The organism is Marinospirillum sp. (genome assembly GCF_044810985.1).
Classification (GTDB): Bacteria; Pseudomonadota; Gammaproteobacteria; order Pseudomonadales; family Halomonadaceae; genus Marinospirillum.
Genome location: NZ_CP085242.1, coordinates 1,371,343 through 1,384,020, shown reverse-complemented (window position 1 = coordinate 1,384,020; position 12,678 = coordinate 1,371,343). Strand labels below are relative to the sequence as shown.

Below are 12,678 nucleotides of genomic sequence, written 5' to 3'. Positions count from 1 at the left end.
CGGGTTTAGCTGTTTTCCACTTCCAGGCGATCCACCTTCTGGAAACCTCTGGGCAGTTTGCTGCCTCGCTTGCCCCTTTCTCCAAAATAATGCTCCAAATCAGCCGGTTTTAGGGTCAGTTTACGCTGACCAGCGAGCACTTTCAGGCTGCATTGTTCTGGCAGAATGGCCAGAGCAACCACTCTTTCTTCCCGGCTGGCTGCACGACGTGCCGGTATATCGATCATCTTGTTGCCCTTACCCTTGCTGAGCTGCGGCAGTTCACTGATGGGGTAAACCAGCAGGCGTCCTTCATTGGAAAGCACAGCCAGTAGCAGTGGTTCACCTTCAGCGGTTCCGGGTAACAGCTGCGGGGGCATGACTTCCGTGCCCTTGGGCGGATTCAATAATCCCTTGCCAGCTTTGTTCTTACTGGCCATATCGCCCAAAGTGGTGATAAAGCCATAACCGGCATCCGAAGCCACCAGGGCGCGCTGGTCTTCCTGGCCGATCAGGAGGCCACGGAATTCAGCACCCGCCGGTGGGTTGAGGCGGCTGGTCAGAGGTTCGCCCTGGCCACGGGCCGAAGGCAGAGTATGGGTTGGCAGGCTATAACTGCGCCCGGTGTCATCCAACAGAATGACGGACTGGTTGGTTTTTCCAGCGGCCGCCAGGAAGAAACTGTCGCCACTTTTGTAATTCAGGCTGGCGGGATTCAGGTCATGGCCCTTGGCAGCCCTTATCCAGCCTTTTTTGGACAGAACCACCGTGACCGGGTCAGCGCCGACCAGTTCGGTTTCGGAAAAGGCACGTGCTTCCTGTTTGGCTTCCACCAGGGCTGAGCGCCGCTCATCACCATAGCTTTCAGCATCGGCCTGCAATTCATCGGTAATCAGCTTGCGCAGCTTGCTTTCACTGCCCAGCAGGGTGGCGAGTTTTTTGCGCTCTTTTTCCAGCTCACTTTCCTCACCTCGAATTTTTTCTTCTTCCAGGCGTGCCAGGTTGCGCAGTTTCAGATCCAGAATGGCATCGGCCTGACGTTCAGAGAGGCCAAAGGCCTGCATCAGTTCCTTTCTGGGTTCCTCTTCCTCACGAATAATGCGAATAACTTCGTCAATATTCAAATAGGCAATCAACAAGCCAGCCAGCAGGTGAAGGCGATCTTCGACTTTTTTCAGGCGATTTTCCAGGCGGCGAATCACAGTGCTGCGCCGGAAGGTCAGCCACTCACTGAGCAGAGTGTTCAGGGGTTTGACTTGAGGGCGACCGTCCAGACCGATGACATTGAAGTTGGCCCGCTGGTTTTTTTCCAGATCCGTGGTGGCAAACAGGTGGGCCATGAGGGCATCGGTGTCCACCCGGTTGGAACGGGGCACCAGAACCAGGCGCACGGCGTTTTCATGGTCGGATTCATCGCGCAGATCCGCCAGCAAAGGCAGTTTTTTGGCCTGCATCTGGGCGGCAATCTGTTCCAGAAGCTTGCTGGGAGACACCTGGTAAGGCAGCGCCTGAATGACAATTTCACCGTCTTCCAGCGTCCAGGTGGCGCGACTTTTCACCGACCCCTTGCCGGTGGTGTAGATTTTCTCCAACTCCTCCGCCGGGGTGATGATCTGGGCTCCGGTGGGAAAGTCCGGCCCTTTGACGAACTGCATCAAATCACGAACGCTGGCTTCCGGGTGGTGCAGCAGATGAATGGTGGCCTGGGTGATTTCCCTGGCATTATGGGGTGGAATGTCTGTTGCCATGCCCACGGCAATGCCGGTGCCACCGTTCAAAAGCAGATGCGGCAGGCGCGCCGGGAGTACTTCCGGTTCCAGCATGGTGCCATCAAAGTTGGGCACCCAATCGACGGTGCCCTGCCCGAGTTCCTTGAGCAGCAGTTCGGAAAAACGCGCCAGGCGTGATTCGGTATAACGCATGGCGGCAAAGGATTTGGGGTCATCCGGGCTGCCCCAGTTACCCTGACCATCAACCAGTGGGTAGCGATAGCTGAAGTTCTGGGCCATCAACACCATGGCTTCATAGCAGGCGGAATCCCCGTGGGGGTGAAACTTACCCAGAACATCACCCACCGTGCGCGCTGATTTTTTGTATTTGGCCGTAGCAGAAAGGCCCAGTTCGCTCATGGCATAAATGATGCGGCGCTGCACGGGTTTCATGCCATCCCCAATGTGCGGCAGGGCACGATCCAGAATCACGTACATGGAATAATCCAGGTAAGCTTTTTCGGTGTACTGGCTCAGGCTTTGGCGCTCAAAGTTGTCATCTACAAATTCGTTATAACTGCTCATCAACGACGGCCCTTCACTGGTCGGAAATCTCGATAGGTTGCATAGCTTACTGGATAAATCCTCATCAATCACCCGGCAAGTTTGTTTACTTGTGTAGTGAGTGCTATGCCCACCCGCAGGCAGTCGCTATAATCCCTGTAGCAAGCGACCACTGACAGTGCTCATATCTGGATCGTTGAACAGGCCAGGGAGAAGTGAAATGATTTTGAAAGACTATGTACACCGCCCGGATGCTGATCCCAAATCCGAAGAAACCTGTGCTGATGCAGCGACCCGACTGCGTAATGCCTTCAAGACCAATGAGGATGTTGTTGTCCTGAATGATATTCGTGTGCCCTATGATGAGGGACGCACGGTTAATGTCGATCACATTGTATTGCACAGCTACGGCATGACGTTGATTAACAGCCGCGCCATTCATGGCAAGATTGAAATCAACTACCGTGGTGAATGGAGCCGCAGCATCCGGGGTCGGGAAGTGGCCATGCAAAATCCGGTGGAAATGTTCAAGTACGTCAGTCGCAATATTCGCCAGATGCTGACCGAGCGTATTGATGAACTCCTGACCCGCAGCAAGGGCAGCCAGAAAACCTTTGAAAACATGCCGATTGATGTGCTGTTTATTCAGGCTCCCAAGAGTGCCATTGTGGGCACCGGGATCAATAATTCCAGCATTATCTTTTCTGAAGCCCTGACGCAAAGCATCAACCGTACTTTCAGCGCTTATAAAAAGCGTGAATTTCAGATGTATGGTGGCCTGGATACCTTCAAGATTTCCCGTTCGGATATGTACGCCATAGCCGATTTTCTGATGGGCAAGGAAATCGATCGCAGCAGCTACCCGGACAGCAGTGAAACCACAACAACCACCAAGAGTGAAAAGGCCCCCGAAGGCAAACGCGGTATCGTCAAGGCCCAGTCCACACGCCCGGTTAAAATCATCAAGGGCAAGAACATCAAGCCCGGCAAGGCCAGGCGCGAAGAGCAGGAAGGCTAGGTGATATCCGCCAGATTACCCTTGGACTCCAGCCAGCTTTTACGATCCGGGGAGCGTTTTTTGGCCAGCAGCATGTCCAGCAGTTCGTTGGCCTGATCGCCTTCCTCGCGGGTCAACTGCACCAGGCGGCGGGTTTCCGGTGCCATGGTGGTTTCTCTTAGCTGCTGAGGGTTCATTTCCCCCAGACCCTTGAAGCGTTGGGTGTTGATTTTGGCTTTGCGGCCACTCAGGCGATCCAGTACGGCTTCCTTCTCGCTTTCATCCAAGGCATAAAAAACCTCCTTGCCGCAATCAATCCGGTACAGAGGAGGCATGGCCACAAAAACATGGCCTTGTTTCACCAGAGCCGGGAAGTGACGCTGGAAAAGTGCGCACAGCAGGGTGGCGATGTGCAGACCATCGGAGTCGGCATCGGCCAGGATACAAATTTTGTTGTAGCGCAGACCCTTGAGGTCTTCCGAGCCTGGGTCAATGCCCAGGGCCACAGCAATGTCGTGAACCTCCTGGGAGGCAAGAATCTGTGAGGAATCCACTTCCCAGGTATTGAGGATTTTACCGCGCAGCGGCATGATCGCCTGGAAAATCCGGTCTCTGGCCTGTTTGGCAGAACCACCGGCTGAATCCCCTTCCACCAGAAAGAGTTCACTGCGGGCAATATCCGTACCCGTGCAGTCAGCCAGTTTGCCGGGCAGGGCCGGACCCTGGGTTATTTTTTTACGCACCACCTTTTTGGCGGCTTTCAAACGGCGGTTGGCTCGGCTGAGTACCAGCTCGGCAATACGTTCGGCATCCAGGGTGTGCTGGTTCAGCCACAGGGAGAAAGCATCCTTGATGACGCCACTGACAAAGGTGGCACTCTGGCGTGATGACAGGCGCTCCTTGGTTTGTCCCGCAAACTGGGGGTCCTGCATTTTCAGGGAAAGCACGAACGCACAATCCTGCCAGAGGTCTTCCGGGGCCAGCCGCACCCCACGTGGCAGCAGGTTGCGATATTCACAGAATTCCCGCAGAGCTTCCAGCAGGCCGGAGCGCAAACCATTGACGTGAGTGCCACCCTGGGTGGTGGGGATCAGGTTGACGTAGCTTTCCTGAACCAGCTCGCCGCCTTCGGGCAGCCAGACCAGCGCCCAGTCCATGGCTTCATGCTGAGCCTTGAACTCCCCCGAGAAGGGACTGGCAGGCAGGGTTTCCCAGCCTTGACAGGTCTGGGTCAGGTAATCTTTCAGGCCTTCATTGAAGAGCCATTCATCAACCAGGATTTCGCCGCTGTCCGGGTCGGTTTCCTGTTCATTGATGAAGGTGATTTTCAGGCCGGGGCAGAGGACAGCCTTGGCCCTCAGCAGATGACGCAGGCGGCCCAGGGCATAACGGGGGCTGTCAAAATAGCTTTCATTGATCCAGTAACGCAGGCAGGTGCCGGTGTTTTTCTTGCCACAGCTGCCAATGACTTCCAGTTCGGAAGCTTTTTCACCCTCGGCAAAACCAATGCGCTGCACCTGACCATCACGCCAGACGGTCACTTCCAGTTTGCTGGACAGGGCATTGACCACGGAAACCCCTACCCCGTGCAGGCCCCCGGAAAACTCATAGTTTTTATTGGAGAACTTGCCCCCGGCATGCAGGCGCGTGAGGATGAGTTCCACCCCGGAAACCCCGTATTCAGGATGGGGATCAATCGGCATCCCGCGGCCGTTATCCTGCACACTCAGACTGTTGTCCTTGTAGAGGGTGACGGTGATTTCGCTGGCATGCCCGGCAAGGGCTTCATCAACACTGTTGTCGATGACTTCCTGGGCCAGATGGTTGGGGCGGGAAGTGTCTGTGTACATGCCGGGGCGCTTGCGCACCGGGTCAAGGCCGGTAAGGACTTCAATAGCACTGGCGTTATATTGACTCATTTGACTTGTTCCTGATTACTACCACTGGAAAGCGCAGGAGGAAACCTCTGATTAACTATTACGCTTGCTTATGCTGTGTTGAAATTGGCCTCAAAATGCTCATTTACTATTTGTAAACTCCGCTTTTTCGTTCAATTTCGCCTTGCCTAACCTGCGCTCATCACGTTGATCAGAGGCTTCCTAGTTTGCCTGCAAGCAGGGGCGGGTGTCGAGCTGGACATTAAAAAGCCTGCAACCCCCGGAAGGATTACAGGCTCAGAAAAGCACCGGATGAGATCAGCCGCCCAGTTTGGGACCTGCGGCAATAATGGCTTCATCCACACCGGAGAATTTGCGGAAATTCTCGATAAAGCTGGAAGCCAGTTCCTGGGCCTGACGGTCATAGGCATCCTGATCTTCCCAGGTTTCCCGTGGGTTCAGGAGGCTGGAGTCCACACCCGGTACATGCGTGGGGATCTGCAGGTTCAGAGTCGCCAGGGTTTCGGTTTCGGCATCCGCCAGGGCACCATTTTGTACGGCATTCACGATGGCGCGGGTGGTGGGGATGCTGAAACGGTTGCCGCCCTGGCCGTAGGCCCCACCGGTCCAGCCGGTGTTGACCAGGTAAACTCTGGAGCCAAAAGCTTCGATCCGTTTGATCAGCAGATCGGCATACTCACGTGCAGGGCGTGGGAAGAAAGGTGCACCGAAACAGGTGGAGAAGGTGGCTTCCAGACCGGAAGTGGAACCCATTTCTGTCGAGCCGACTTTGGCTGTGTACCCGGAGAGGAAGTGATAAGCCGCCGCTTCCTTGGTCAGAATGGAAACCGGGGGCAGGACACCGCTCATGTCACAGGTCAGGAAGATGATGGCATTGGGTTCACCGGCACGGTTTTCCAGCACACGCTTTTCCACATGCTCCAGCGGATAAGCCGCACGGGAGTTCTGGGTCAGGCTGTCATCGGCATAATCCGGCTCGCGGCGATCATCCAGAACCACGTTTTCCAGAACCGAACCAAAACGAATGGCATCCCAGATGATGGGTTCATTCTTCTGTGAGAGGTCAATACACTTGGCGTAGCAGCCGCCTTCGATGTTAAAGACAGTGCCCACACCCCAGCCGTGTTCGTCGTCACCAATCAGGTAGCGCGAAGGATCGGCGGACAGGGTGGTTTTGCCGGTGCCTGACAGGCCAAAGAAGAGGGTGGTTTCACCATCTTCGCCGACATTGGCGGAGCAGTGCATGGGCAGCACATCGGCATCCGGCAGCAGGAAGTTCTGCACCGAGAACATGGCTTTTTTCATTTCCCCGGCGTAGCGCATACCGGCAATCAGCACCTTGCGCTCGGCAAAGTTCAGGATCACACAGCCATCGGAGTTGGTGCCGTCACGGGAAGGGTCGCATTCAAAGTGGGGGGCATTGAGAATGGTCCACTCTTCCTTGCTGCTGGCATTAAAGCTGTCCGGGCGGATAAACAGGGTGCGACCAAAAAGATTGTGCCAGGCCGTCTCTGTGGTGACACGCACCGGCAGGTAATGCTGTGGATCGGAACCCACGTGCAGCTCGGAGACAAAATGTTCTTTTTCCTGAAGATAGGCATCAACCCGCTCCCAGAGGGCCGTGAACTTGTCGGCACTGAAAGGGCGGTTGATGGCACCCCATTCAATTTCTGCCGAGGTGGAAGGCTCATCAACAATGAAACGATCCAGAGGAGAGCGCCCGGTACGTTGACCTGTGTTAACTACCAAGGCTCCGTTGTTTGCAAGTTGGCCTTCGCCGCGTTGAATGGCTAGTTCGATCAGTTGGGCATTGCTTAGGTTGGTATAAGTTTTCACAGCGCTCTCGTTAAGGTTGTTCATTGGTCAGGGGTGGCCTTTATATCTTAGTCGCCCGAAAAGAGGGCGCTATTATGGCAAAAAAACCCGAAAGGGCGAAGACTTGCGCTCAGTCAAAAAATGACCAAAACGCAGTGTAGGCCCATTACACAGAAAAAATCTTTATTATTCATAGGCTTGGGTGCTATAAATAATAATTATTCCTGTTTTGTACAGAAAGTAGTCAGTTGTGACTACAAAAAAGCTTCTCAGTGGAGTTTGTGGCCCTCTGGAAGCTGATTGGCACCGGGTTTTCCCAATAGCTCGGGCAGATCCTGTTTATGGAAAGTATAAACCGTATTGCAGAAATGGCACTGGGTTTCGATCTTGCCCTGCTCTTCGATGATGGCCAGCAATTCAGTTTCACCCAGGCTGGCGACCGCTTCCGAAGTGCGCTCACGGGAGCAGGTGCAGCCAAACTTGAGATTGTGGGGCGGAAACACCCGCAGGGTTTCTTCATGGTAAAGACGATGCAGCAGGGTCAGGGGTTCCAGATCCAGCAGCTCCTGCTGTTGAACTGTGGCTGCCAGCTGCGTGAGACGATTCCAGGCATCCGGGTCAGTGTTGCTGGCATCATCCGGCAGTTGCTGCAGCAAAAGCCCGGCGGCTTTGCGGTTGGCGGCTTCCAGCCAGATGCGGGTGGGCAGTTGCTCGGAATTGGCAAAATAGCCTTCCAGGCAAAGCGCGAGGTTTTCCTTGTCCAGGGAAACGATGCCCTGGTAGCGCTTGCCCTGGGTCGGGTCGAGGGTGATCACCAGTTGGCCGCCCTGGGTGAGCTCCTGCAGGTTGCTGCCCTGAGGCTCACGGCTGAAACGGGCGATGCCACGCAGTTGGTCGCCACCCTGGGCACCGGTGTTGCATTCGGCCATCATCAGGGTGACTTCCCCCTGGCTGCGTACTTCCAGGCTGAGGGTGCCGTCCAGTTTGACGGTGGCCGTCAAGAGGGCTGCAGCGGCCAGCAGTTGGCCCAGCTGTTCTTCCACAGCCGGTGGGTAGTCATGGCGATCCAGAACTTCAGCATAGCTTTGTTGCAGGTGAACCAGTTCGCCACGCACGGCGGTGTGATCAAATAAAAAGCGTTGAACCTGATCGGTTTCCAGGGTGTCTTGAGTTGCAGTCATTCGGTGTCCTGCCGTTTGAAACGGTGTAATTGTCTACGGGATTTTTTATCGGGGCGCTGCTGGGGAGCCAGGGTCGCCGCTCCGGCCAGACGGCGTTTTTCAGCCTCTGCCGCTCTTTTTTCCTGGCTGGCCTGGGTTTCCCGGTAAAGCTGTTGGGCCTGGCTGGCGGGGCCGCGCTGAGCGGAAATATCCAGAACCTCCACTTCCTTGATGTCCCAGCCCTGGGTGATTTTCAAAAGTGCGCCCACTTCAACCAGGCGGCTAACCTTGGGGCGCTGACCATCATATTCAACCTTGCCATTTTCCACAGCGGTTTTGGCCAGACTGCGGGTTTTGAAAAACCGGGCGGCCCAGAGCCACTTGTCCAGGCGCACACCCACAGCTGTGTCAGTGGTGGTCTTGCCCATGGTCAACTGGCCGTTTTGGGTGGGTTGACCGGCTGCAATTCCGCAAAGCGGGTGACCGCCGGGAATTCTGTCATCTGACGAATGGGAGTCTGGCTGTCGGGCTGGGTGATGGTGATCAGCTCGGTGATGCCAAAGCGCCGGGCCGATTCCAGTACATCTTCATTGTCATCGATGAACAGGGTACGGGCTGGATCAAAGGGTTCAATTTTCATCAAAGCTTCCCAGTAGCCCTGCTCTTCCTTGGGAATGCCGACATCCGCAGAGCTGACCACCGCATCCAGATAGTCTTCCAGCCCGGTCAATTTAAGCTTCAACTCCAGGCTTTTGCGATCCGCATTGGTGGCCAGAATCACACGTGGATGGGCTGTTTTCAGCCAGGTCAGAAAATCCACGGCATCAGCGCGAAAGCCAATCAAATGCTGGATTTCATGTTTCAGAGCCACAATATCCACACCCAGACGCTCCGTCCAGTAATCCAGGCTGTACCAGTTGAGCTGGCCTTTTTCAGCCAGAATCAGGGGGATCAGCTCGGCTTTGACCTGCTCATGATCCAGCTTGTGCAGCTCGGCATAGCGGCGCGGCAGGTGCTCCAGCCAGAAGTGGCTGTCAAAATGCAAATCCAGAAGGGTGCCGTCCATATCCAGTAAAACAGTGTCAATACGGCTCCAATTGATCATGCTTGGCCTTGTGGGTCGGTGGGATAGGGTTGATAATCAGTCTAGACTGAATTGTATCGGAAGTTGGCTTCAACCAGAACCCATAAAGTATTTTGACTCACATCAACTTAGGAGAGGCTCTCTCATGCCCGTTCGGCCCAGTATCCTGCAGCGTAAAATCGTGGCGCAAAGCCGTCTTTTCAAAGTGGAAGAGCTGAGCCTGCAATTTGCCAATGGTGAAAAACGTATTTATGAACGCCTGGTCAGTCAGGGTCTGGGAGCGGTCATGATCGTGGCGCTCAATGAGGATGGGGAGGTTATCCTGATTCGTGAGTATGCCGGGGGGATGCACGATTACGTTCTCACTCTGCCCAAGGGGCTGGTGGAAGTGGGTGAAAACCTGATGGTGGCGGCCAATCGCGAGTTGATGGAAGAAACCGGCTATGGTGCCCGCCACCTGGAACCTCTGACCCAGCTTTCGCTGGCCCCCAACTACATGGGCCACAAGATGCAGGTAGTGCTGGCCCGGGATCTTTACCCCTGCAAGCTGGAAGGTGATGAGCCGGAACCCCTGGAGGTTCATTTTCATCCCCTGAATAAAGTCTGCGATCTGCTGAGTCGTGATGACTTTCATGAAGGGCGCTCCATCGCAGCCCTGTTTATTGCCCTGGAAAGGATGAAGCAGGAAGACTCGGGTTATTCACTGGAGACTTGAAATCAGGCCTGGTCAGCCGCATCAAGTGAAGCATACGTTAACTTGTTGCCAGAAGAGGCCAGTGCATGACCGAAGAACAGGATTCTCAAGTCCACGCCGGTGAATTGGTGGTTTCCGATGAATATTTGCCGGAACGCATCTATCTGCTGCCCATTCATAACCGTCCATTTTTTCCCGCCCAGATCCAGCCTTTGGTCATTCCACGTAAACGCTGGGAATCCACTCTGGAACGAGTGGGTGATACTCCGCACCAGGTGGTGGGGGTGGTTTATGTCGGGGAAACCGCCCCGGAAAAACTCAATCTGGACGAGCTGCCACGCACGGGCACGGCAGTCAGAACCCATCGTGTGGAAACCGAAGACAACCGTATTCAGTTTATTGCCCAGGGTTTGAAGCGCTTTAAAATCCAGCGCTGGGTTTCCCGCAAACCGCCTTATCTGGTGGAAGTCACCTACCCCAAGGAAGAGGAAGACAGCAGTGATGAGGCGCGTGCCTATGCCCTGTCACTGATCAATGGCATCAAGGAGCTACTGCCGCTCAACCCTCTTTATGGTGAAGAGCTGAGGCATTATCTGAACCGTTTCAGCCCCAATGAGCCCGGTCCTCTGGCCGACTTTGCCGCAGCCATCACCTCCGCCAAGGGACGCGAATTACAGAAGGTGCTGGAAACCCTGCCACTCTTGCCACGTATGCAGAAGGTATTGCCTTTATTGCGCAAGGAAGTGGAAGTGGCACGCCTGCAGGGGGAAATCAGCGAAGAGGTCAATCAGAAAATCCAGGAGCGCCAGCGCGAATTCTTCCTGCGTGAACAGCTGAAAGTAATCCAGCGCGAACTGGGCATCAGCAAGGATGACAAAACCGCCGAAATGGATGAGTTCCGGGAACGCCTGGAAGGTAAAATCCTGCCTGAAGCCGCGCAGAAACGTTTTGAAGAAGAACTGCAGAAATTTTCCGTTCTGGAATCCGGGTCACCGGAATATGCCGTCACCCGCAACTATCTGGACTGGATTACCTGCCTGCCCTGGGGCATCCGTTCCGATGACAATCTGGATCTGGGCCATGCCCGCAAGGTTTTGGATAGAGACCATGATGGTCTGGGTGATGTCAAAGATCGGATTGTGGAGTTCCTGGCTGAAGGTCGCTTCAAGGGTGACGTTGGTGGTTCCATCATTCTTCTGGTCGGGCCTCCAGGTGTGGGCAAAACCTCGATTGGTCGCTCCATTGCCGAAGCCCTGGATCGCAAGTTTTATCGTTTTTCCGTGGGTGGCATGCGGGATGAGGCGGAAATCAAGGGGCATCGTCGCACCTACATCGGTGCATTGCCCGGCAAGCTGATTCAGGCACTCAAGGAAACCGAAACCGAAAATCCGGTGATCCTGCTGGATGAAATCGACAAACTGGGAACCAGCTTTCAGGGTGATCCTGCCTCTGCTCTGCTGGAAGTGCTGGACCCGGAACAGAACATCAACTTTCTGGACCACTACCTGGATGTCCGGGTGGATTTGTCCAAGGTGCTGTTTTTGTGCACGGCCAATCAGTTGGACAGCATTCCTGGCCCTCTGCTGGATCGCATGGAAACCATTCGTCTCTCGGGTTACATCACCGAAGAAAAACTGGCGATTGCCAAGCACCACCTCTGGCCACGCCTTTTGCGCAGGGCAGGCTTGAAGAAAAAGCAACTCAGCATTACCGATGCAGCCATGAAACAGATCATTGAAGGCTATGCCCGTGAAGCCGGGGTGCGCAAGCTGGAAAAAATGCTGCACCGGATTCTGCGCAAGGCTGCCGTGGAGCTGCTGGAAGATGAGCAAACCACTTCGGTGCGGGTTGGGGTGAAAAACCTTGAAGACTACCTGAGTGCACCACCTTTCCGTACCGAGCAGTTAATGAAAGGTGTGGGTGTGGTGACCGGCCTGGCCTGGACGGCCATGGGGGGTGCCACCCTGTCGATTGAAGCCAGTCAGGTGCATGCCCTGACCCGGGGGTTCAAGATGACCGGGCATCTGGGTGATGTGATGAAGGAGTCAGCCAATATCGCCTACAGCTATGTAATGGGGCACCTGAAAAACTTCGGAGCCAACCCCAAGTTTTACAATGATGCCTTTATTCACCTGCATGTGCCGGAAGGGGCCACCCCCAAAGACGGCCCTTCGGCTGGGGTGACCATGGCCACGGCTCTCTTGTCCCTGGCACTCAACAAAAAACCCGGAAAACTGGCGATGACCGGGGAGCTCAGTTTGACTGGACAGGTACTGCCGGTAGGTGGTATCCGAGAAAAGGTGATAGCGGCCAGGCGTTCGGGAATTTTCACCCTGATTCTTCCTGAAGCCAACCGGCGCGATTATGATGAGCTGCCGGACTACCTTCAGGAAGGTCTGGAGGTGCACTTTGCCAAGCATTTCAAAGAAGTGGCCAAAGTGGCCTTGAATGCCGGCTAGGCCATTTGCAAACGTCTTCTGACAAGGTATACTAATTAAGATAGTTCTTAATTAGGTTGTTCCACCTTGAGCAGGAGAAACACATGAATGTCGATCGCGCCCTACTGTTGTTTGCAGGCATTATGGTACTCATCAGCTTGCTGCTGACCCATTTTGTTCATCCGGGCTTTGTCTGGTTTACGGTTTTCATTGCCGCCAACATGATTCAAGCCAGCTTCACCGGCTTCTGTCCAGCGGTAATGATCTTCAAAAAAATGGGCGTACAACCGGGTTCTGCGTTCAAGTAGTCCTCAAACTCTTCAGTCCCATAAAAAACCCG

At 54.7% G+C, this 12,678-nt stretch carries 10 protein-coding genes; 4 read left to right on the top strand and 6 right to left on the bottom strand.

Annotation, left to right across the window (positions count from 1 at the left end; translation table 11 throughout):
- Positions 1–5: 5 nt before the first annotated feature.
- Entirely contained in the window at positions 6–2,273 is a 2,268-nt protein-coding gene (gene parC / locus LG323_RS06635; protein WP_404419954.1) for a DNA topoisomerase IV subunit A, read from the bottom strand.
- A gap of 199 nt (positions 2,274–2,472) precedes the next feature.
- Between parC and LG323_RS06630 the strand changes: the two genes are divergently transcribed.
- Positions 2,473–3,270: a nuclease-related domain-containing protein gene (locus tag LG323_RS06630; RefSeq protein ID WP_404419953.1), complete on the top strand. Its 798-nt coding sequence runs from the start codon at positions 2,473–2,475 to the stop codon at positions 3,268–3,270.
- On the opposite strand, the gene parE is transcribed toward LG323_RS06630, so the two are convergent.
- The 5 genes from parE to yrfG all read right to left on the bottom strand — a co-directional run bounded on the left by parE (position 3,267) and on the right by yrfG (position 9,227).
- Complete coding sequence (gene parE, locus LG323_RS06625; RefSeq protein ID WP_310696686.1) at positions 3,267–5,168, bottom strand: DNA topoisomerase IV subunit B; 1,902 nt, start codon at positions 5,166–5,168, stop codon at positions 3,267–3,269. The genes LG323_RS06630 and parE overlap by 4 nt on opposite strands.
- A 276-nt stretch (positions 5,169–5,444) precedes the next feature.
- Positions 5,445–7,007 carry a phosphoenolpyruvate carboxykinase gene (locus LG323_RS06620; protein WP_404419952.1) on the bottom strand — a complete coding sequence of 521 codons (1,563 nt, stop codon included), beginning with the start codon at positions 7,005–7,007 and terminating at the stop codon, positions 5,445–5,447.
- Positions 7,008–7,231: 224 nt separating this feature from the next.
- A complete protein-coding gene (hslO, locus tag LG323_RS06615) occupies positions 7,232–8,143 on the bottom strand; it encodes an Hsp33 family molecular chaperone HslO (protein ID WP_404419951.1) in 912 nt (303 codons plus the stop codon).
- Complete coding sequence (locus tag LG323_RS06610) at positions 8,140–8,550, bottom strand: RNA-binding S4 domain-containing protein (protein WP_404419950.1); 411 nt, start codon at positions 8,548–8,550, stop codon at positions 8,140–8,142. Before LG323_RS06610 ends, hslO begins: the two co-directional genes overlap by 4 nt.
- Before the next feature lie 2 nt (positions 8,551–8,552).
- The gene (yrfG, locus tag LG323_RS06605) at positions 8,553–9,227 is read right to left on the bottom strand and encodes a GMP/IMP nucleotidase (protein ID WP_404419949.1); all 675 of its coding nucleotides are present in this window, start codon (positions 9,225–9,227) and stop codon (positions 8,553–8,555) included.
- Positions 9,228–9,351: 124 nt separating this feature from the next.
- On the opposite strand from yrfG, the gene nudE reads away from it, so the two are divergent.
- From nudE to LG323_RS06590, 3 genes are all read left to right on the top strand, one after another.
- Positions 9,352–9,921, top strand: coding sequence for an ADP compounds hydrolase NudE (gene nudE / locus LG323_RS06600; protein ID WP_404419948.1), 570 nt, complete (start codon positions 9,352–9,354; stop codon positions 9,919–9,921).
- 65 nt (positions 9,922–9,986) lie between these two features.
- On the top strand, positions 9,987–12,359 hold the full coding sequence (gene lon, locus LG323_RS06595) for an endopeptidase La (RefSeq protein ID WP_404419947.1): 2,373 nt from the start codon (positions 9,987–9,989) through the stop codon (positions 12,357–12,359).
- 83 nt (positions 12,360–12,442) lie between these two features.
- Complete coding sequence (locus LG323_RS06590) at positions 12,443–12,646, top strand: DUF2892 domain-containing protein (RefSeq protein ID WP_310696679.1); 204 nt, start codon at positions 12,443–12,445, stop codon at positions 12,644–12,646.
- Positions 12,647–12,678: the final 32 nt, after the last annotated feature.

Coding starts and splice junctions, on each gene's coding strand:
- LG323_RS06590 (WP_310696679.1), top strand. CDS start 12,443: ATGAATGTCGATCGCGCCCTACTGTTGTTTGCAGGCATTATGGTACTC.
- LG323_RS06630 (WP_404419953.1), top strand. CDS start 2,473: ATGATTTTGAAAGACTATGTACACCGCCCGGATGCTGATCCCAAATCC.
- parC (WP_404419954.1), bottom strand. CDS start 2,273: ATGAGCAGTTATAACGAATTTGTAGATGACAACTTTGAGCGCCAAAGC.
- hslO (WP_404419951.1), bottom strand. CDS start 8,143: ATGACTGCAACTCAAGACACCCTGGAAACCGATCAGGTTCAACGCTTT.
- yrfG (WP_404419949.1), bottom strand. CDS start 9,227: ATGATCAATTGGAGCCGTATTGACACTGTTTTACTGGATATGGACGGC.
- lon (WP_404419947.1), top strand. CDS start 9,987: ATGACCGAAGAACAGGATTCTCAAGTCCACGCCGGTGAATTGGTGGTT.
- parE (WP_310696686.1), bottom strand. CDS start 5,168: ATGAGTCAATATAACGCCAGTGCTATTGAAGTCCTTACCGGCCTTGAC.
- LG323_RS06610 (WP_404419950.1), bottom strand. CDS start 8,550: ATGGGCAAGACCACCACTGACACAGCTGTGGGTGTGCGCCTGGACAAG.
- LG323_RS06620 (WP_404419952.1), bottom strand. CDS start 7,007: ATGAACAACCTTAACGAGAGCGCTGTGAAAACTTATACCAACCTAAGC.
- nudE (WP_404419948.1), top strand. CDS start 9,352: ATGCCCGTTCGGCCCAGTATCCTGCAGCGTAAAATCGTGGCGCAAAGC.